General features: G+C 67.5%; 16 protein-coding genes. 8 read left to right on the top strand and 8 right to left on the bottom strand.

Translation table 11 applies throughout. The features are described from left to right. Nucleotides 1-100: 100 nt before the first annotated feature. Nucleotides 101-1,507 carry an aldehyde dehydrogenase family protein gene (locus ACFWPX_RS30320; protein WP_378931212.1) on the bottom strand — a complete coding sequence of 469 codons (1,407 nt, stop codon included), beginning with the start codon at nucleotides 1,505-1,507 and terminating at the stop codon, nucleotides 101-103. A 234-nt stretch (nucleotides 1,508-1,741) separates the two neighbouring features. Here ACFWPX_RS30320 and ACFWPX_RS30315 point away from each other — a divergent pair, with 234 nt between their 5' ends. The 3 genes from ACFWPX_RS30315 (at nucleotide 1,742) to ACFWPX_RS30305 (ending at nucleotide 6,916) form a co-directional block, all read left to right on the top strand. After that, nucleotides 1,742-4,069 carry a serine/threonine-protein kinase gene (locus ACFWPX_RS30315; RefSeq protein WP_378931210.1) on the top strand — a complete coding sequence of 776 codons (2,328 nt, stop codon included), beginning with the start codon at nucleotides 1,742-1,744 and terminating at the stop codon, nucleotides 4,067-4,069. 154 nt (nucleotides 4,070-4,223) lie between these two features. Beyond that, a complete protein-coding gene (locus tag ACFWPX_RS30310) occupies nucleotides 4,224-5,834 on the top strand; it encodes a GMC family oxidoreductase (protein ID WP_378931208.1) in 1,611 nt (536 codons plus the stop codon). A 191-nt stretch (nucleotides 5,835-6,025) separates the two neighbouring features. Next, on the top strand, nucleotides 6,026-6,916 hold the full coding sequence (locus ACFWPX_RS30305) for a cyclopropane mycolic acid synthase family methyltransferase (protein ID WP_378931206.1): 891 nt from the start codon (nucleotides 6,026-6,028) through the stop codon (nucleotides 6,914-6,916). Between the two features lie 119 nt (nucleotides 6,917-7,035). On the opposite strand, the gene ACFWPX_RS30300 is transcribed toward ACFWPX_RS30305, so the two are convergent. The 7 genes from ACFWPX_RS30300 to ACFWPX_RS30270 form a co-directional block, all read right to left on the bottom strand. Next, nucleotides 7,036-8,370 (bottom strand): ABC transporter substrate-binding protein, encoded by a 1,335-nt coding sequence (locus tag ACFWPX_RS30300; RefSeq protein ID WP_378931204.1) that lies wholly within the window; start codon nucleotides 8,368-8,370, stop codon nucleotides 7,036-7,038. Nucleotides 8,371-8,437: 67 nt separating this feature from the next. After that, the gene (locus ACFWPX_RS30295) at nucleotides 8,438-9,607 is read right to left on the bottom strand and encodes a branched-chain amino acid ABC transporter permease (RefSeq protein ID WP_378931202.1); all 1,170 of its coding nucleotides are present in this window, start codon (nucleotides 9,605-9,607) and stop codon (nucleotides 8,438-8,440) included. Further along, nucleotides 9,604-10,554: a branched-chain amino acid ABC transporter permease gene (locus tag ACFWPX_RS30290; protein ID WP_378931200.1), complete on the bottom strand. Its 951-nt coding sequence runs from the start codon at nucleotides 10,552-10,554 to the stop codon at nucleotides 9,604-9,606. The genes ACFWPX_RS30295 and ACFWPX_RS30290 overlap by 4 nt, the downstream gene beginning before the upstream one ends. A 52-nt stretch (nucleotides 10,555-10,606) precedes the next feature. After that, nucleotides 10,607-12,493 (bottom strand): AMP-dependent synthetase/ligase, encoded by a 1,887-nt coding sequence (locus ACFWPX_RS30285; protein WP_378931198.1) that lies wholly within the window; start codon nucleotides 12,491-12,493, stop codon nucleotides 10,607-10,609. Continuing rightward, nucleotides 12,490-13,296 carry an ABC transporter ATP-binding protein gene (locus ACFWPX_RS30280; protein WP_378931196.1) on the bottom strand — a complete coding sequence of 269 codons (807 nt, stop codon included), beginning with the start codon at nucleotides 13,294-13,296 and terminating at the stop codon, nucleotides 12,490-12,492. Before ACFWPX_RS30280 ends, ACFWPX_RS30285 begins: the two co-directional genes overlap by 4 nt. Further along, a complete protein-coding gene (locus ACFWPX_RS30275; protein ID WP_378931193.1) occupies nucleotides 13,293-14,075 on the bottom strand; it encodes an ABC transporter ATP-binding protein in 783 nt (260 codons plus the stop codon). Before ACFWPX_RS30275 ends, ACFWPX_RS30280 begins: the two co-directional genes overlap by 4 nt. 350 nt (nucleotides 14,076-14,425) lie before the next feature. Then, on the bottom strand, nucleotides 14,426-15,376 hold the full coding sequence (locus ACFWPX_RS30270; protein WP_378931190.1) for an SDR family NAD(P)-dependent oxidoreductase: 951 nt from the start codon (nucleotides 15,374-15,376) through the stop codon (nucleotides 14,426-14,428). 189 nt (nucleotides 15,377-15,565) lie between these two features. Between ACFWPX_RS30270 and ACFWPX_RS30265 the strand changes: the two genes are divergently transcribed. The 5 genes from ACFWPX_RS30265 to ACFWPX_RS30245 form a co-directional block, all read left to right on the top strand. Then, nucleotides 15,566-16,894, top strand: coding sequence for an NAD(P)/FAD-dependent oxidoreductase (locus ACFWPX_RS30265; protein ID WP_378931188.1), 1,329 nt, complete (start codon nucleotides 15,566-15,568; stop codon nucleotides 16,892-16,894). Further along, nucleotides 16,891-17,616, top strand: coding sequence for a DUF1365 domain-containing protein (locus ACFWPX_RS30260; RefSeq protein ID WP_378931186.1), 726 nt, complete (start codon nucleotides 16,891-16,893; stop codon nucleotides 17,614-17,616). The genes ACFWPX_RS30265 and ACFWPX_RS30260 overlap by 4 nt, the downstream gene beginning before the upstream one ends. Then, the gene (locus ACFWPX_RS30255; RefSeq protein ID WP_378931184.1) at nucleotides 17,613-18,929 is read left to right on the top strand and encodes a class I SAM-dependent methyltransferase; all 1,317 of its coding nucleotides are present in this window, start codon (nucleotides 17,613-17,615) and stop codon (nucleotides 18,927-18,929) included. The genes ACFWPX_RS30260 and ACFWPX_RS30255 overlap by 4 nt, the downstream gene beginning before the upstream one ends. Next, nucleotides 18,926-19,363, top strand: a complete 438-nt coding sequence (locus ACFWPX_RS30250; protein WP_378931182.1) for a hypothetical protein — start codon at nucleotides 18,926-18,928, stop codon at nucleotides 19,361-19,363. Before ACFWPX_RS30255 ends, ACFWPX_RS30250 begins: the two co-directional genes overlap by 4 nt. Before the next feature lie 6 nt (nucleotides 19,364-19,369). Further along, on the top strand, nucleotides 19,370-20,624 hold a 1,255-nt coding region (locus ACFWPX_RS30245; RefSeq protein ID WP_378931180.1), incomplete at its 3' end, for a DUF2867 domain-containing protein.

Raw genomic sequence — 20,624 nt, 5'->3', positions numbered from 1 at the left:
CGCTCCGCGTCTGGGGGGGGTCTGTTGTGGGTCTGTCTTGAGCTCGCGTGCGCGCTGGTGTGGGGGGGCGGCGCGCCTCCCCCCCCGCGCCCCGGGCCGGTCAGATGCCGATGTAGACGGCCTTGGTGTTGAAATAGGCTTCGATGCCCTTGCGGCCGCGTTCGCCGCCCCAGCCCGACTGCTTCTGTCCGCAGATCGGCATCGAGGGATCGGCGGCGAGCGAGGTGTTCACCCAGATCTGGCCCGCGCGTAGCTCGTTGGCGACGCGGTGGGCGCGGCCGAGGTTCTCGGTCCAGATCGAGCCCGCCAGACCGTATTCGGTGTCGTTGGCGGCCGCGATCACCTCGTCCTCGTCGTCGAAGGGGATCACCGAGCCGACCGGGCCGAAGATCTCCTCGCGGATGAGCCGCATGTCGGGGGTGGTGCCGGTGATGATCGTCGCCTCGTAGAAGTAGCCGCGGCGGTCCATCGGCTTGCCGCCGGTCACCACCTGTGCGCCGGCCGCGACACCGTCGTCGACGATCCCCGCGACGCGTCGGCGTTGCTTCTCGCTGATCAGCGGGCCCAGTACCGAATTGGGATCGTCACTGCCGCCCATCGGCAGCATCGCGGCGAAGGCGGCCAGACCCTCCACCACCCGGTCGAAGATGCCGCGCTGGACGTAGATACGCGAGGTGCACGAACAGTTCTGCCCGGAACCGGCGAGCAGGCCCATGCCCGCTCCCATGATCGCCTTGTCCAGATTCGCGTCGTCGAACATGATCAGCGGTGACTTGCCGCCGAGTTCGAGGGTCAGGCGCTTGAGGTTGCCCGCGGCGGCCTTGACGATCAGGCGCCCCACCTCGGTCGATCCGGTGAACGAGATCTTGTCGACGTCCGGGTGCGCGGTGAGGGCCGCGCCGGTGGTCTCGCCGTACCCGGTGACGACATTGAGCACACCGTCGGGCAGACCCGCCTCGCGGAAGATCTCCTCGAGCTTCAGCGCGCTGAGCGGGGTCTCCTCGGCGGGCTTGAGCACCGCGCTGCACCCGGCGGCCAGCGCGGGCGCGACCTTGAGCATCGCCACGAAGAACGGCCCGTTCCACGGCACGATGAGGCCGACCACGCCGACCGGCTCGAGCTGGGTGAAGGTATGGAAACTCTCGAATTCGCCCAGCAGGCCGTCGGAGACGAGGCTGCTCGACTCGCCGTGGATCTTGCCGACCCACCCGGCGTAGTACATCAGCATGTCGTAGGCCACCGCGATGATGTGGCGGGCGGCGACGGCGTTCATGCCGTTGTCGCGGGCCTCGATCGCGGCGAGTTCGTCGGTGCGTTCCCGCACGATCGCCGCGGCCCGGAACAGGACCTGCGCGCGATGACCGGCCGGCTGCTTGCGCCACACTCCGGACTCGAATGTCTCGCGGGCTCGGGCAACCGCCGCGTCGACGGCCTCCCGGTCGGAGTCGACGACCTCCGCGATCTGTTCCTCGGTCGACGGGTCGAAGACCTCGATGGTGTTGCTCACTGTGCTTCTCCTTTCGCCGGGCCGCCCTGGGCGCGGGTCGGCGCGGAGTCCTCGGGTGCCGAGAACCCCTGCTACGAAAGGGTTCCCACGGCAGTAACCGATGAGAATGATACTCTCCTGAGAGGGAAATAGGATATAGCAGTATGGCCGAGCCGCGCGAGACCGGGGTCGGAGGCGATCGGCTACCCGAGCGGAACGAGAACTCGGTAGTCTCCTCAGCCGAGGAGGGGATCAATGTTGCGTCCGGGAGAGTCGATCGCGGGTTATGTGATCGAACGGTTGCTCGGGGCCGGGGGTATGGGCGAGGTCTTTGTTGCCCGCCATCCGCGGCTACCTCGATCCGATGCGGTGAAGGTACTGGCGGCGCAGTTCTCCGCGGATCCGGAGTTCCGGGCGCGGTTCGAGCGGGAGGCCGATCTGGCCGCGGGGTTGTCGCATCCGGCGATCGTGAAGGTGCACGACCGGGGTGAGGATCAGGGCCGGTTGTGGATTGCCATGGAACTGGTCGAGGGCGTGGACCTGGCTCAACGACTCCGGGTGCACGGGCCACTGAGCGCACCGGAGGTCGCGGAAATCGCGCGGGTGGTCGCCGGCGCGCTGGATCGCGCGAACGCGCAGGGGCTGGTGCATCGCGATGTGAAGCCCGCCAACATCCTGCTGAGCCGGGCCGACGATATTCTGCTGACCGATTTCGGCATCGCGCGCCGCATCGCCGACGTCTCGAACCTGACGGGGACGGGCATGATGATCGGCACGATCAACTACGCCTCGCCGGAACAGCTGAGCGGGCAGCCGGTCGACGGCCGGAGCGATCAATACTCGTTGGCCTGCAGCATCTTTCACCTGCTGACCGGCAATGCGCCCTTCGCGGACGACAATCCCGGTCAGGTGATCCTGCGACATTCCACCACCGCACCGCCGAGTGTGCGAACCGCACGTCCCGAGTTGAGTCCCGAAGTGGATCGGGTGATCGCGCGGGCCATGGCGAAAGCGCCCGCGGACCGGTTCACTTCGTCGGCGGACTTCGCTGAAGAGCTCGATGCGGCTTTGCGCATTCGCACGTCCAGGGACCAGCCGACGTGGCCGGCGCAGGTACCGAGTGCGGCGCCACGGTCGGCATCGCAGGAGCCTTCGGCGGCGGCGATACCGACGGTGGTCCGGGAGGCGCGAGGATCTTCGCGAGCTATCGGGTGGGGCCTGGGCGCGGCAGTCCTTGTCGTGGTCGCGGTCGTGACGATCTTTCTCGTGCGGCCGGGTAGTCCGGACGAGGTCGGCCCGACAGAGGCTGCTCGTGCACTACCGAGGGTGCCGGTGACCGCGCAGAGCCCGGATCTGAGTGCGAAGCCGTCCGGTGAACGGTGGCGCCAGCCGTCGGTGAGCGGGTATCCGGTCGGCGGCACGGACAAGGTGGTCCTGTACAACGGCTCCGGGAGATTGCACATTCTCGATACGGAGAGCGGGACAGTCCTACACAGCGTCGAGGTGGGGCGTGCCGACCCGGGCGAGTGTGTGTTCACGGCGTCAGGCCGCTACGCGGGGTGCCGGACGCGATACCCGGGCAACGCTGCGGGAACCGCCCGCGTGAACTCGGACTCCTACGCGACGATCATCATCGACACGCAAGCCGGGGTGATCTCCGGGCGACTGCCCGCGGCCGCCGAAATCGTCACGGCGGGAGAGACATTCGCAACTTTCTTGCCCGAACGTAAAGGCGCCGAGACAGGTTCGGTCATCGCGTCCGACATCACCGGCAAGGTCATCTGGCGAGAAGACGGGGTGGATGCCGGTCTGGTCCGTGGTTCCGAGGTGCTGTCGCTGCAGAAGAATCCCGTCTCCGGTGACCCGTTCTCGAAGGCGCGTTTCGAACTGCGCACGATCGACACCGGCAAGGTCGTGTACCAGTTGACTCCGGACTCTGTCCGACCGAATACGGTCTGGGCTCCGAAGTGGTCGGCGTTTCCCGGTGGATTCGCCGTCGACAGCGATTTCTACGCCGTCGACGGCACGAAACGGGCCGTCGACGAGCCCGGTTGGCACGTCGTCGCCGGCCAGCCGTACGCCACTCAGGATGATGACCCGGCACCGAACGGCAACGGCAAACGCTACGCCGAACCCGACACCGCCCCAGCGTTGCCGGTCATGATGCGCGGCGACATGCTCGCCGCCTTCGATCCCACCACCGGCTCGATGCTCTGGTCCAGACAGGTACCGAAGGAAGCGAGTTACGGCCACGAGGTGGCCGTCGCCGGGATCGGCACCAAGATCGTGCTTCGCTGGACGATCGTCAGGGAAACCGGCTCTGCTGACCCCGAGTCGAGATACCAGCTCGCCTACGCCGGGTTCGACGCCTACACCGCCGAGGGCGTGGTCCTACCCGACAATCAGGTCCCCTGGGCCACCGATGGATCGAGGCTGGTCCATGTCACGCGCGGTGGCCAGGGTGCGATCACCGTCGTCCCGACAGGAGCGAACGGGCAGCCGGTGTGGTCGCTCGATTTCGGCAACAGCCCTGTCTACACCTACGCCGGGCGGATGTACGTGGGAAACAGCCGGATCGTGTGAGACCGTGCCCGCCGCCGTGGGCGACAAGCTCGATGAACACCGTGGCCGGACCCGGCTATCGATCGGCTGACACATCGGCTGACCACGGTCTCATGAAGTAGAACACGATACAATTCGGCTGTTGTTTTGGGTTTCCTCCCGAACGGAGAACAACGTGACCGAGGCCGATTACGTCGTCGTCGGAGCGGGCAGCGCGGGCTGTGCGGTCGCACGCAGGCTCGCCGAAAGCGGCGCGTCCGTGGTGCTGCTCGAAGCGGGGGGAGCGGACAACAAGGGCTGGGCCAAGATGCTCTTCCGGATCCCGGGCGCGATCAATGTCATCCACTCGACGCCCCAGCTGAAGAAGCTGTTCGATTGGGGCGACAGGTCGACACCGCAGCGCAACGCGCTCGACCGCGAGATCCCTATGACGCACGGTCGGGTCCTCGGCGGATCGAGCTCGGTCAACGGAATGCTCTTCGTCCGCGGCAACAGGAAGAACTTCGACGACTGGGCCGCCGAAGGCTGTCATGGGTGGGCCTACGAGGATGTCCTGCCGTACTTCAAGCGGATGGAGGACTGGGAGGACGGCGCAAGCGAATTGCGTGGGTCCGGCGGTCCGATCAAGGTCACTCGCCAGCACACCATCACCGACGCGGCGCGCGCGTTCATGGACGCCACCGCGACACGCCTCGGTGTGCCGAAACTCGACGACTACAACGGCGAGAGCCAGGAAGGTGTCGCGGTTTTTCAGCAGAGTGCCTCGAAAGGTCTGCGGTACTCCACATCCAAGGGCTATCTGCACGAAGATCCGCTGCCCAATCTCGCCGTGCTCACGGATGCGACCGTGACGAAGATCGTCATCGAAGGCTCTCGCGCGACGGGCGTGGAAATCCTGGTCGACGGCGGCAAGCAGGTGATCGGAGCGTCGCGCGAGGTCGTCGTATCGGCCGGCGCGTACGGGTCGCCGAAGATTTTGCAGCTGTCCGGGATCGGCCCGGCCGCGCACCTGAAAGAGCACGGCATCGCCGTCAACGCAGACTTGCCGGTGGGCGACAACCTGCACGACCACCTCTTCGTTCCCGTCTCGTTCAAGATGAAATCAGCGTTGCGCAAGCCGACGGCGCCGTACTTCCTGCGTGGACTGGCGGCTGAACGGATTCGCCCTGGATCGTCGTGGGCGGCTGGTTCCTCCTTCGAATCAGTCGCATTCGTGCGTACCTCGCATGCCCGCGAGATACCCGACCTGCAACTGCTCAGCCTCTACTGGGTGTATCCGTCGCCGAATCAAGACTCCGGCAAACGAGTCGTTCCGCCCACGAAAAAGCCAGGTCAAAGTGTTTTCCCAGCGCTCATCTACCCGGAGAGCAGGGGAACTGTCCGGTTGGCCTCAGCAGATCCGACGGCCGCACCACTCATCGATCCGGCGTATCTAACGGCGCCCAAAGACGCCGAAGTGCTGCTCGAGGGCATCAAAATGGTCCGCGAGATCATGGCGGGAACCGGCGACAACGAGGGCGAACTCGTTCCGGGGGTGGAATTCGCTGACGAAGCAGCGATGCGCGAAGAGCTCCCGAATCGCATCCACACCGTCTATCACCCCGTCGGATCGGTCCGGATGGGTGTCGACGAGCGGGCCGTCGTGGATCCGCAGCTTCGAGTACGCGGAATCGACGGATTGCGAGTCGCCGACGCGTCGATCATGCCGAGCGTGACGGGTGGCAACACCAACGCGCCCTCGATCATGATCGGTGAGCGATGCGCGGACCTGATCCTGAACGGCTGAGATTCAGCGCTCGCATTCGTCTGTGCGGCCGAATTACTTAATGTGACCGAATTGTTTTTTCGGGTCGTCGGCGATCACGGGTTTCGGGGGTTGCTGCGAGCCGCGGGGAGGTAGAGGCTGGAACGATCCTGTCCTGTGGTTGCCCGCAGATGGTCGCGGGCTCGCACCTCGATGGCGTGGAGGTTGTTGTCGTGAGTCGTCACCGCCCGTTCTATACCGATGTCCAGTCCCACTACGATTTGAATGATGATTTCTTCGGATTGTTCCTGGATCCGACCCGTACCTATAGCTGCGCGTATTGGAAAGAACCCGGTTACACCCTGGAACAGGCCCAGATCGCGAAAATCGATCTCGCGTTGGGGAAATGCGGGCTCGAGCCGGGTATGACTCTGCTCGATATCGGGTGCGGGTGGGGCTCGACGATGCTGCGGGCTCTTGACGCTTATCAGGTGAATGTGGTCGGGCTGACATTGAGCCGTAATCAGTACGATTACGTGTCGGCTCTTTTGCGTGAGCGGCAGGGCGGCGGTGGGCACGGTGAGGTGTTGCTGGCGGGGTGGGAGGAGTTCGAGGGGCGGGTCGATCGAATCGTGAGTATCGGGGCGTTCGAGCATTTCCGGTCCGAGCGCTACGACGACTTCTTCGATTTCGCCTACCGGGCGATGCCCGCCGATGGGATCATGCTGTTACACACCATCGTCGCCTACGGGCGGGACTATCTGCGGGAGAACGGGATCCGATTGACCCATGAGGACCTCGAGTTCGTGCGGTTCATCCGTGAGACCATCTTTCCCGGTGGGCAGCTGCCCCGGCCATGGGGGCGCGTCCCGCGCGGTGTGCGCGAATACGCCGAAGCAGGCGGATTCACCGTCACGCAGATCCAGGCGCTGCAGCCGCATTACGCGAGAACCCTCGACCATTGGGCCGCCGCTCTGACCGAGCACAACGACGAGGCGGTCGCGATCGCCGGGCAGGACACGGTCGACAACTACCAGCACTACCTCACCGGCAGCGCCGAACAGTTCCGGAACGGGCTCATCGATGTCATGCAGTTCACCTGCGCCAAAACATCATCGGCATAACGCGCATCCGACCCACCGGTCGAACGTTGCGGCTACGCGACCCTCGTAGCGACCATTCGGCCCGGAGACGACTCGGCCCCCGCACCGAACTTCGGTGCGGGGGCGAGATCAGTTGCGTATCAGGGTGTTACGCAGGGGGAGTCGTACTTGATCTTCTCCAGCGTCGGCGCCTTGTAGTTGGCCTCCACGGTCTTGGTACCCATCGGGGAGGCATCGTCGGGCACGGCGATGCTGCCGGTGAACGACTTGGCGACCGGCGGCTTGCCGTAAACCTGGTTGGGGGCCAGGCCGTCGAAGTTCACCTCGAGGGAGTTGGCGAGCTTGCGGATGTCGACGCGGTTGAGCTTGTCTTCCTTGGCCGCGATGTCGAGGAGCTGCTCGAGCGGCTTGGAGATCGTCCAGCCCGCGATGTAGGCCCAGTTCGAGGGGACCTTGCCCGCGGTAGCGGCCTTGGCCTCGGCGATGCCGGCGCTGGCGCCGTCCCAGCCGTCGAACGGGCTGGTGCTGTTGTAGAGAGCCTTCAGCGCGGGCGCCGCCGGAGTCTTGAGCAGCGCGCCGTTCCAGGTGGGGCCCGCGCCGATGAAGCGGCCCTTGTAGCCGGCCGCGACGGCCTTGCCGATGATCTCGGCGGTCTCGGCCGGACCGGTGGCCAGCGTGACGACATCGGGTGCGGCGGAGACGATCTGCTGCACGGGGCCGTCCTGATTACCGGCGACCTGGTTGGGGGCGGTCTTGATGGTGGCGACCACCTGGGCGCCGTTGGCGTCGGCCCAGCGCTTGACGCCCTCGGCGTAGTCCCCGCCGTAGTCGCCGGGGAAGCCGACGGAGGCGAGCTTGGCGGGCTTGGACTTGTTGGCCGCGAGCCAGTCCAGGCCGATCACGGCTTCGGTGCAGTAGGAGTAGCCGGACTCGAGCACCAGGCCCTTGTCGGTCTCGGGGAACTGCCAGCCCGACCAGAAGGTGCCCGCGGCCGCGACGACGTTGTCGGAGTCCATGTCGTCGAGGATGGCCTGGGTCTGCACGGTGCCCAGGCTCACCGCGAGCGCGAGGACCTTCGGCTCGATCTCCTTGTACCCGGCGGCATGCTTCTGCGCGTCGTAGGAGGTGTTCTTGGTGTTGGTGGCCAGGTCGACCTCGTACTTGCCGCCGATACCGCCGGACTCGTTGACCTTCTTCCAGAAATCGGTCTGGCCCGCGTTGACGGCCTGACCGATCACCGCGAAGGGCCCACCCTCGAGGTCGTTGAGCCCGCCGAGGTAGATGCAGCCCTTGGCCTTGTCGATGGCGTTGGGGCAGGGCTCCTTGGTGACGCCGGGGCCGGTTGAACCGGCACCGGTCTCCTCGTCGACGCTCGAGCAGCCCACCGAGAGCAGCAGCGCTGCCAAGACGGGCAGGGCGGTCACGCGGACCGACCGACGGTAGGCGCCCCGAGGGCGGCGCAGTGCGGCACTCATGATGTGAATCTCCTTTGAGCGGGTGAATCCAGGGTCGAGGGGGTCGGCGGACTGGCAGTGGAAAGGCTCAGTAACTGAAGGGCCAAGCCTTGAAGTAGTTGCGTGCGCGCAGCCACAGCCCGAACATGCCGCGCGGCTCGAGCACGATGACGGCGGCGATGAGCACGCCGAAAAGGATCAGCTGCAATTGCTCGATGGTGACGCCGAGGATCTCGCCCTCGGCATCGACCAGGAACGGGAAGGCCCGGGTGAGCTCTTCGAGGATGCGCGGCAGCAGCACGACGAACGCGGCGCCCATGATCGTGCCGGACAGCGTGGCGATGCCACCGATGAGCACGATGGCCAGGAAGTCGATGGACAGCAACAGGTTCCAGCGTTCGGCGCTGACCTGGCCGATCACCACCGACAGCAGCGCGCCGCACACGCCTGCGTAGGCCGAGGAGATGACGAAGGCCAGGGTCTTGGTGCGCTGCAACGGCACCCCCATCACCTCGGCGGCGATGTCGCGGTCGCGCACCGCGGCGAAGGACCGGCCCACCTTGGAGCGGGCCAGATTGCGCGCGGCCAGGGCCGCCAGTACCAGCACCACCAGGCACACGAAGTAGAGGGTGATGGTCTCGTCGATGATCACCCCGGCCACCTTGTACTTCTTGGTCAGGTCCACGCCGAACAGGATCGGTTCGGCCGGGCGCCGCCCGATGCCCGCGCCGCCGGTGACGCTGGTCCACTCCTGGTAGACGTGTTCACCGAGCATCACCAGGCCGAGCGTGAGGGTGGCCAGGTAGAGGCCGCGCACCCGAGATGCCAAGGGCGCCACGACAAGTCCCAGCAATGCGGGCACCAGCGCGGCCATCGGCAGCCACAGCGCCATGTCCCAGCCGAGGCCGATGACGGTGCGGGTCTCCGTGCCGCCGAACACCGCCGCGGTGTAGGCGCCCGCGCCGACGAAGAACGCGTGCCCCAGCGACACCTGCCCGGCGAACCCGGTGAGCAGGTTGAGCCCGATCCCGCCGATGGCGTACACCGCCACCAGCGCGAGGAGATTGGTGACGTCACTGGTGACCAGGAACGGCGCCAGCACCGCCAGCACAAGCAGACCGCCCGTCCACCACGCCTTGGCGGGGGTGTTCCAGATGGCCTGGTCGGCGGCGTAGGTGGTGTAGAGCCGGGGCCGACCGCGCAGCACCGCGCGGGGCGCGAGGACCTTGCGGGGCGAATCTTCGCGGGTAGTGGTCATACTCGCTGCACCTCCTTGGTGCCGTAGAGCCCGTGCGGGGACACGAGCAGGACGGCGAACATCAGTACGTAGGGCATGACGACGTCGAAGTTGGCGCCCAGCCACGGCGCCAGATCGGGCTGGTAGGTCTTGGTGAGCGCTTCGGCCCAGCCGACGATCAGCCCACCGACCACCGCGCCCTTGACCGAGTCGAGACCGCCGATGATGGTGGCGGGCAAGGCTTTCAGTGCCACCAGCGCCGCCGCGGCCGCGACGCCGCCGGGCGCGGTGCCGAGCAGGATCCCGCCGCAGGCGGCCAGCGCGCCCGCCAGTGCCCACGACAGGGAGAAGATCGTGCCCGCGCTGATGCCCTGGGCCATCGCGGTCTCCTGGTCGGCGGCGGTGGCCCGCATCGCCAGCCCGTAGCGCGAGCGGTCCAGCCACAGCAGCAGCGCACCGACGATCACCACGGCCGACACCACTTTGAAGATGTCGACGTAGCCGACGGTGACGCCACCCACGCAGGGCGCGGCCAGCCCGGCCACGGTGCCGGTCTCGGCGCGGGTGCCGCCGAGGCAGAAGCTGCCGAGGCCCCACGGGTCACCGGAGGTGATGACGTCGGGCCCGAAGAGCTTGTTGGCCACCACGAGTCCGGCGGCGAACAGTCCGACGGTCACCAGGGTCGCCGAGAACGGCGGCCGCCCGACCATGGGCCGCATGGCGATCCGCTCGGTCGCCGCCGCGATCGCGGCCACCGAGGCCACCGCGCCGAGGGCCGCCACCGCGAACGGCAGCCCGGCCGCGTCGACGAGGGTGTAGCTGATGAAGGTGCCCAGGATCATGAATACGGGCTGGGCGAAGTTCATCACTCCGGTGGACCGGAAGATGATGACGAAGCCGACCGCGATGAGCGAGTACATAGCGCCCAGACCCGTTCCGCGGACCAGGGATTCGACGAACTCGATCATCGGTGCACCGCCCCGGCTCGGTGCGCGCGTCGGATGCGCGGGGATCGCTGGCTCATGCGTCCGCTTTCTCTGTGTGCACCGACTGCAGGTCGCCGCCCGCGTGGTCGGTGGTGTTGGCATACATGTCGCCGATGAGGGAGTCGTAGGCGGTGATCATCGCCGCCCGCTTGACCTTCCGGGTCGCGGTCAGCTCGCCGTCCTCATGGTCGAGTTCCTTGCGCAGCATCCGGAACTTGCGGATGTGCTCGACGCGGGCGAACTTGTCGTTGCAGGACAGGACGGCCGCGCGGATCAGTTCGACCACCTCGGGCTTGCCGGAGAGATCGTGGTAGGTGGTGTATTGCAGGTTGTGGCGCGAGGCCCAGTCGGCGACCACGTCGTAGTCGATCGCGATGAGCGCGGTGAGATACGGGCGGGCGTCACCGATCACCACGGCTTCGTTGACGAACGGCGATGTCTTGAGCTCGTTCTCGAGCTCGGCGGGTGAGATGTTCTTGCCGCCGGCGGTGATCATGATGTCCTTGCTGCGCCCGATGAGCCGCAGGTGCGAGTCGCCGACCCATTCGCCGAGATCGCCGGTGCGCAACCAGCCGTCCTCGGTGAAGGCCTCGGCGGTGGCGGCCGGATTGCCCCAGTAGCCGGCGAAGTTGCCTGCGTGGCGGGTCTGGATCTCCTGGGTCTGCGGGTCGAGGCGCAGGCCGATGCCGTCGAGGACCTCACCGACGGTGCCCAGCCGTTGCCTGCCAGGGCGGGTGGAGGAGGCCAGCGCGGTGTTCTCCGTCATGCCGTAGGCCTCGGTGACCTGCACGCCCATCGCCAGGAAGAACCGCAGCACCTCCGGCGAGATCGGCGCCGCCGCCGACAGCGCGGTCCGCACCCGGCGCAGGCCGAGCCGCTCGCGCAGCGCACGGAACACCAGCACCCAGGCGATCGAATACCACAACCGGGAACCCAGCGTGTGCGAGCCGCCGTGGTCCAGCCGCTGCGTGGCGACGCGGTCACCGATGCGCCGCGACACCCGCCATGTCAGCCGCTTCATCGGCGAGGCCGATGCCATCTTCGATTCGACGGTGGCCTGCATCTTCTCCCACACCCGCGGCACGCCGAAGAACACCGTCGGCTGCACCTCGGCCAGGTCGGCGGAGATGGTGTCGAACGATTCGGCGAAGTGCACGACCACACCGTGCCCGGCGTTGTACCAGACGGTGAACGCCCGTTCGGCGACGTGGCACAGCGGCAGGTACGACAGCGTCACATCGCGCTCGCTGGGAATTGTGGTGAACAACCCGATGCCCTCGCCCGCCTTCGCGAGGAAGAAGTCGATATTGGCGACGGTCAGCATCGCGCCCTTGGGCGGGCCGGTGGTGCCGGAGGTGTAGACCAGCGTGGCGAGGTCGTCATCGCTTGTGCCAGAGGCGATCTCGTCGAGCAGATCCGGATTGTCTGCCAGATGCGCGGTGCCGCGCTCGTAGAGCTGCTCCCACGAGAGCAGCCGCTCGTCGGTGTAGTCGGCCAGGCCGCGACCGTCGAGGTAGACGATCGTCTCGAGGGCCGGGCAGCGATCCCAGACCGCGACTGCCTTGTCCAGCTGCTCCTGATCCTCGACGACGAGCACCTTCACCCCGGAATCGGTGAGCAGATGCTCGACCTCGGCGGCCGGGCTGGTGGGATAGAAGCCCACACTCGCCGCCCGCAGCGACAGCGCGCCGAGATCGGCGTAGAGCCATTCGCACCGGTTCTCCGACAGCACGCCGACGCGGTCGCCCACGCCGACGCCGAGCGCGGCCAGCGCGTGCGCCACGACCCGGCGCCGGGTGTCGTACTCGGCCCAGGTGATCTGGCGCCAGACACCGAGTTGCTTCTCACGCAGGGCCACCGTGGTGGGGGTGGCGGCGGCGCGGGCCGCGATCAGCTGCGGCAGGCGGCGCGGGGTGCTCATCGGCTCTCCAGCAGGGCTTCGGCCTCGGCGGCGCTGTCGGTGTCGGCGCCGCCGAGGTAGGCGGCGATCACCGCCGGATCGCGGCGCACCTGCTCGGGCGTGCCGAGAGCGATGCGTTTGCCGAAGTCCAGCACCATGATTCGGTCGGCGAGGTCCATCACCAGCCGCATGTCGTGTTCGACCATGATCATCGAGATCCCCATCTCGGAGCGGATGTCGCAGAGGAACCGGGCCATGTCCTCGGTCTCTTCGACGTTCATGCCTGCCACCGGCTCGTCGAGCAGCAGCAGCGACGGTTCCATCGCCAGCGCGCGTGCCAGCTCAACCCGCTTCTTGATGCCGTAGGGCAGCATGCCGACCGGGTGGTGGCGCACCGACTCGAGTTCCAGGAACTCGATCAGTCCCTCGGCGAAGCGCCGGGCCGCCAGCTCGGCGCGGCGGGCCCGGCCCAGGAAAAGGGCGGCCTCGAAAGTGCTGTAGCGCAAGTGGATATGGCGCCCGAGCTTGATGTTGTCGAGCACCGTGAGGTTGTCGAACAGCTCGATGTTCTGGAACATCCGGGCCACCCCGCGGCGGGCTATCGCGTCGGGCCGCAGACCCAGCAGCGGTGTGCCTGCCAGCGTGATCGAGCCTTCCTGCGGGCGGTACACCCCGGACAGGCAGTTGAAGATGGAGGTCTTGCCCGCGCCGTTGGGGCCGATCACCGCGAAGAGTTCCCCCTCGGTGACCTCGAAACCGACGCCGGTCAGGGCGTGGGTGCCACCGAAGCGCAGGCTCAGGTTCTCGACAGTCAGGATGCTCATGCGATCCAGCGCTTCCTGCGCTTGTAGCGCTTGAGGTCTCGGTAGCTGCCCGACTCCGCACCCAGACCAAGGTAGAACTCCTGGATGTCGGAGTTCTCGCGCAATTGCGCTGCGGGCCCGTCCATCACGATCTTGCCGTTCTCCATCACGTACCCGTGGTCGGCGATCGAGAGCGCCATCGCGGCGTTCTGCTCGACCAGCAGTACCCCCGTGCCCGCCGCCGCGATCTCGACGATGAGGTCGCGGATCCGCGCCACGACCAGCGGCGCGAGCCCCAAGCTCGGTTCGTCGAGCAGCAGGTAGCGCGGGTGGGCCATCAGCGCCCGCCCGATCGCCAGCATCTGCTGCTCGCCACCGGAGAGGAACCCCGCACGCCCCGTGCGGCGATCCTTCAAGATCGGGAACATGGCGTAGACGCGTTCGAGATCGGGTGCGATGGCCGACCGTTTGCGGGTGTGCGCGCCGACGAGCAGATTCTCCTCGACGGTGAAGTCGACGAAGATTCTTCGGCCCTCCATGACCTGTCCGATGCCGGAGCGAACCACTTTGGCGGGCTCGAAGTCGGTGATCGAGGTGCCGTCGACACTGATCGTGCCGGCGGCTGTGCGGCCGCGATGGGTATCGAGCAGGCCGGTGACGGCCCGCAGTGTCGAGGTCTTTCCTGCTCCGTTGGCGCCGAGGAGGGTCACGATCTGTGCGGGAGCCACGTCGAGGCTCACTCCCTTACAGACCAGGATGACGTCCTCGTACACCACTTCCAGGTTGCGAACTTCCAGCATGCCGCTCCCACATTGATGCGACGGCCAACCCAGGCCGCCGAATGGTGTGGACGGTATTTGCGGTGTGTCGCGTTTGTCGTGTTTTCGCAGTTTCTTTTATCAATCCGGCGATGCCGGTGATGGGTGGCTCGAATAAGTGCTGGTCAGGGTGGGTAGATTTCGCTAGTGAAACGAAAGAGTCTAAAGGGCTGAGGGATTCGGGTGCCCTGCCAGCGATGGGCGAGGCGATCGAACCCATGGCCTCGGCCCGGGATCGACACGATCCGCGATTGTGCTGCCGAGAGTGCATCGAAGATGCATCAGTTAGTTGGGTAGGGCGGCGACCTCGCCAGGGCCGGTCGGGCGTGGGTCTACCCGATCGCGGCGGCGCAGAACTGCCACAGGCGATCGCGGTCGGCAGATCTTTCGTGGGTGCGTCGCAGGTAGTGCTCGGGCCGGATTCTTCGGTCGTGCCAGAACCTTCCGGACGGCAAGCGGTCGGTGGCGGCGAGCCAGATCGCGGTGTCCGCGCCATCGGCGGGGGAGCGCAGCAGTGGGCGGGTGAGTGCGTGAAACTTCGGCAGCGAGGTGGCGATGCCCGACGTGTCCACCCAGCCGGGGTGCATGCTGTGGACCGAAATGCCTGCTCCGGCATAGTGGTTGGCGAGCACCGGGGTCAGCGTGACCTGCATCCGCTTGGAACGTGAGTAGGCGGTCGCCCCGTGGTAGTCGTCGGTGCGGTATTCGAGATCGTCGGGATGCAGGGCCTGGGTGTACATGCCGCCCGAGGACATCAGGATCACCCGGGCGGCCGCTGCGCGGGCCATTGCGGGCGAGAGCAACTCGGTGAGCAGCAGCGGTCCGAGTACATGTGTGGCCAGGCAGAGCTCGTGCCCTTGTGGGCTCTCGGTGCGGGAGGTGGGCATGACGCCGGCGTTGTGGACGAGCACGTCCAATCGATCGGTCTTGCCGAGGAAGCGGTCGGCGAACTCCCGCACGTTCACGAGATCGGCGACGTCGCACCGTTCGACCGGCAGCACGGCATCGGGAACGGTCGCGGTGATCTCGGCCGCCGCCGCGTCACCGCGCGAGGTGTTGCGCACCGCCAGTGTGACCGATGCTCCGAGTCCGGCCAGTCCCGCGGCGATGGCCTTGCCGATGCCGGAGTTCGCGCCGGTGACCACGGCGGTTCGGCCCTTCAGAGCCTGCGGCGGGAACGGGGGCCAGGCTCTGCGCCGCACTCGGAAGCCGATCCGGCTGTAGCCGAGCACCACGGTGCGGTCCAGCGTCGCGTCGAGGTGGGTCGGATGGTAGACGGTCATGGATCGCCTCTGCCGGAACCGCCCTGTCTCGTAGCTATGCATCGTTTATGCATCGTTCTATGATAGCGTCGAAAGTGTGAGTCGGACAGTCCATCGGCTCGACCGACCGCTGGAGGACGCTATGACCGCTACCCCATCCCGCAGTCGACGAAGAGTCGCCGGCGGCGGACACGAATCGTGGGGAGGGCGATGACCGGCGACCGGCAGCGCGTCGCGGTGATCGGCAGCGGGGTCGCCGGTCTCACCGCGGCCTGGGTGCTGGCCCGCACCTGTGAAGTCGTTCTCTACGAAGCGGATACACGCCTCGGTGGCCATGCCCATACCCACCGGGTGAACTCGCGTGCCGACGGCTCGGGGAAGTGGCTCGGCGTGGATTCCGGCTTCATCGTGCACAACGACCGCACCTACCCCACCCTGCTGCGATTGTTCGGCGAACTGGGAGTGCGTACGCAGGACTCCGACATGTCGATGTCGATCCGCTGCGACGGCTGCGGGCTCGAATACGCAGGCGCCAAAGGGCTACGTGGGCTCTTCCCGACGCCACGGACGCTGGCCGATGGCCCGTATCTGCGGATGCTCGGCGAGATCACACGCTTCCACCGACTCGCCCGCGCCGAACTGGACACCGATGGCGACGACCTGCGCACCCTGGGGGAGTTCGTGCGCGTCGGTGCGTTCTCCGCCTACTTCACCGCGCATTTCCTGGTGCCGCTGGTGGCCGCGGTGTGGTCCTGCCCGCCGGACCTCGCGCTGCGCTACCCCGCCCGATACCTGTTCACGTTCCTCGACCACCACGGCATGCTCACCGTGTTCGGCTCGCCCACCTGGCGGACCGTATCGGGCGGCTCGGCCACCTACGTGCGAGCGATCGCCGATGGCGTGCAGGAGGTGCGGGCAGGAGTGCCGGTGCGGACCGTCCACCGCTCCGCGAGGTCGGTCACCGTCCGCGACGCCGCCGATCGGGTCGACCATTTCGACGCCGCCGTGATCGCCACTCATCCCGGCCAGGCGTTGCGGTTGCTCGAGACGCCGACCGTCGCCGAATCCGAGATCCTCACCGCACTCACCTACTCGACCAACCACACCGTCCTGCACACCGACGACTCGGTGCTCCCGCGCCGCAGCGGCGCCCGTGCTTCCTGGAACTATCTTCTGCCGCAGTGTGATTCCAGGGCTGACGGCGTGCTCGTGAGCTACGACGTGACTCGCCTGCAACGCCTGGACACCGGTGCCGACCGCCGGTTCCTGGTGACCCTCGGCGGCGCCGACCGAGTGGCACCCGAGGCGGTCCTGGCCACTATGACCTACGAACACCCGCAATACACGCCGTGCTCCATGGCCGCCCGGCGGCGGCTGCCCGGCATCGGCGACCACACCGTGGCCTTCGCCGGCGCCTACCACGGGTGGGGATTCCACGAGGACGGCGCACTGTCGGGACTGCGCGCCGCCGAACGCGTCGGCGGACAGTGGCACACGCGCCCCTCGGTGAGCCTCGCCGTCGCACAGCGGGCGACATGACCCGAGCCCGACTGGTACGCACCGTGATTCGCCATTCCCGCCGCGAACCCGTGCGTCATCTGTTCGCCTATCGCAGCTACAGCTGGCTGGTCGACCTCGACGAGATGCCGACCCCGGCATGGTTGTTGCGCCCGTTCGCGGGTTTCGCCGCGCGCGACCATCTCGGTGATCCGTCGGCCACCCTGCGCGACAACGTGGTCGACCACCTGGCCCACCGGGGCATCGACCTGCGCGGTGGGCAGATACTCATGCTCGCCAACGCGCGGGTGTTCGGCTATGTCTTCAACCCGCTCACCGTGTTCTGGTGCCACGACGACACCGGCGCCCTGCGATGTGTGATCGCCGAAGTACACAACACCTACGGCGAACGGCACCGCTATCTCGTCTCACCCGAGGCGGATCCCGTTGTCGCCAAGGAGTTCTACGTCTCGCCGTTCAACCCGGTGGCCGGACGATACCGGCTGCGTCTCCCGGTTCCCGGCACACGGCTACAGCTGGCGATATCGCTCGAGGGACCGGACGGCCGGACCACCTTCGAGGCCACCGTCCGCGGACTCGTACTGCCCGCGACGCACCGGACCGTCGCCCGCGCGATTCTCGCGCATCCCTTCGAAACCTGGCGCATCGCCGCGCTGATCCGGTGGCAAGGAATGCGGCTGTGGCGTCGGGGTCTACCGATCGTGTCGCGCGCACAGCATCTTTCCCAGGAGGCTCTGTCATGACCATCTCCGCGTGCGGTACACAGCCCGCGACATCCGCTCCGATCGCTGACCGATGGGCGCACCTGGCCGACGTGCCCCGCGGCGTCCGTGCCGGTGCGGGTCGACTCGTCGTGAACGCACTGTTCCGGCGTGCGGCGCAACGACTTCCACTGCGCGTCGAACTGCCCGACGGAACGACCTTCGGCGGTGGCCTCCACGACCCGGCCAGCCCGTTGATGGTGCTCCACGACCCGGACGCCTTCGCCACCCGCGTCGGCGCCACCGGACTCATCGGCTTCGGGGAGTCCTACATGACGGGTGAGTGGTCGGCGCCGGATCCGGCGGCGGTCCTCACCGTGCTGGCTTCGGATCTGGGACAGCTCGTCCCAGCCCCGCTCCAGATTCTGCGATCCCTCGTCCTGCCGGGACAACCGGCACGGACTCGGGCTACCAGGGCCGGGGCTCGCAGCAACGCCGCGCACCACTACGACCTGTCCAACGACTTCTTCGCATTGTTCCTCGACGAGACCATGACCTACTCGTCGGCGCTGTTCGATCGGCTCAGCCCCGCCCCGGTATGGGGCGACCTCGCCGCGGCCCAGCGCGCCAAGATCGACCGGCTGCTCGACGCTGCCGGGGTCGGTGCCGGTACCTCGGTACTCGAAATCGGCACCGGCTGGGGCGAACTCGCCATCCGGGCCGCGCAGCGTGGTGCGACCGTTCGGTCGGTCACGCTCTCGACGCAACAGCAGCGGCTGGCTCTCGCGCGTGTGGTCGAAGCCGGGCTCACCGACCGGGTGTCGATCGACCTGTGTGACTACCGTGAGGTCGACGGCCGGTACGACGCGGTGGTGTCGGTGGAGATGATCGAAGCAGTGGGCTACGACTATCTGCCCGGCTATCTGACCGTCCTCGAACGGGTCCTCGCGCCGGGCGGTCGCATAGCCGTGCAGGTCATCACCATGCCGCACGACCGGATGCGGGCCGGTCGTGGGACACACACCTGGGTGCAGAAGTACATCTTCCCCGGCGGGTTCCTCCCGTCGGAAGAGATACTGGCGCAACTCGTCTCACGCCACACCGATCTCGAGCTCGTGGATCGGGCGGCGATGGGACAGCACTACGCGCACACGCTTCGCCTGTGGCAGGACCGCTTCACCGCCGCCGCCGATCAGGTCGGCGCACTGGGCTTCGACGAGGTGTTCCAGCGGATGTGGCGGCTCTACCTCGCCTACTCCGAAGCCGGATTCCGCTCGGGATACCTCGACACCCTGCAACTGATCCTGCGCCACCGGGACCCGGCAACCGAGCTCGACGCGGCGGTGAACCGATGAACCCCACCACACCGACGCGAATCCTCGGCGTCGCCACCGCGGCCTACGGTGCCGTCGTCACCGTCTGGCCCGCCATCCTCCTTCGGCCCAGCGGGCTCGGCACCGGCGCGGAACCCGAACTGCGCACCTTGGCCCGGTCGGTCGCACTGCGCGACGTGATCTCCGGAATCGCCCTGGCGACGGCGTCCGGCCGGCATGCCCGCGCGGTGGCAGCGGTCGTGCGGATCGGCTCCGACGCTGCCGACACCGTCGTGTTCGGCCACGCACTGAAAGGGCGACCCGAGCGGGGGAAGACGCTCGCGGTCACCTCGGCGTGGGGACTGCTGTGCTTGGCCGCTGTCGTCTACGAGCGCAGCGGGAGCCTCGTACGGGACGCTGACCGGCGATACGGCCCTCGCCACCGAGCTGCCTACACCATCATCGAACGGGAGTGATCTCGCATGCGCTGTGTAGTGTTCGGTGCCACCGGATATCTCGGTGGCCGGCTCGTGCCGGAACTGCTCGACGCCGGACACACCGTCCGCGTCCTGGCCCGCGACCCGGGCAAAATCGACGACGCGCCGTGGCGCGACCGGGTCGAGGTGGTGCGCGGTGACGTCACCCGCGCCGTCGACGTGCGCACTGCGCTGGACGGGCAGAAAGTGCTCTACTACCTCGTCCACTCCCTTGGCCGCGCCGATTTCGAGAACGTGGATCGGGCGGCGGCGACGCTGGTCGCCGCCGAATCCGAACGCGCCGGACTGACCAGGTCGGTGTACCTGGGCGGCATCACGCCGACCGGCCAGGAGCTGTCGCGCCACCTCGCCTCGCGGGCCGAGGTGGGCGAGATCCTGCTCCGCGCGCCGACCCCCGCCGTGGTGCTGCGTGCGGCGGTGATCATCGGCTCCGGATCGGCGAGCTTCGAGATGCTCCGGTATCTGACCGAACGGCTGCCGGTCATGGTGACACCGCGCTGGGTGCGCAGCCGGATCCAGCCCATCGCGGTCCGCGATGTCCTGCACTATCTGGTGCACGCGGCAGACCTGCCCGGCACGGTGAACGACGCCTTCGACATCGGCGGCCCCGACGTGCTCACCTACGAGGGCATGATGCGGGGCTACGCCGAGGCAGCGGACCTGCCCCGCCGGATGATCATGCCCGTACCCGTGCTGACCCCGTGGTTGTCGGCCCAGTGGGTCAACCTGGTCACCCCGGTACCGCGCGCGCTCGCCGTGCCCCTGATGGAATCGCTCATCAACGATGTCGTGTGCGAGGACCACCGCATCGCCGACTTCATCCCGGACCCACCGGCCGGGCTCACCTCCTACTCCGGCGCGGTGAGCCTGGCGCTACACCGTATTCGGGATCGTGACGTCCCCACCCGATGGTCCGACGCGGGCCTGCCCGACGCTCCGTCGGATCCGCTGCCCACCGATCCCGACTGGTCCGGCGGATCGCTGTACAGCGATGTGCGAGAACGCCATACGACCGCCGACCCCGCCACCCTGTGGGCGGTCCTCGAGGCCGTCGGCGGCGAAAACGGCTGGTACTCCTTCCCGTTGGCCTGGGCGTTGCGCGGCTGGATCGACCGTCTGCTCGGTGGCGGGGGGGGGGGGCGGGGCCCGCGCGCCCCCCCCCCCCCCCCCCACACCGAAGCCACGCCCAGAGTGGGGGGGCTGCGGACCCACCAAGCCCCCACAGGCAGCACATCGAGAG

Origin of the sequence: Nocardia sp. NPDC058518, assembly GCF_042719655.1 — a bacterium.
GTDB lineage: Bacteria > Actinomycetota > Actinomycetes > Mycobacteriales > Mycobacteriaceae > Nocardia.
Note: the sequence above shows the minus strand (reverse complement) of the source record. Positions and strands in the feature narration are given on the sequence as shown.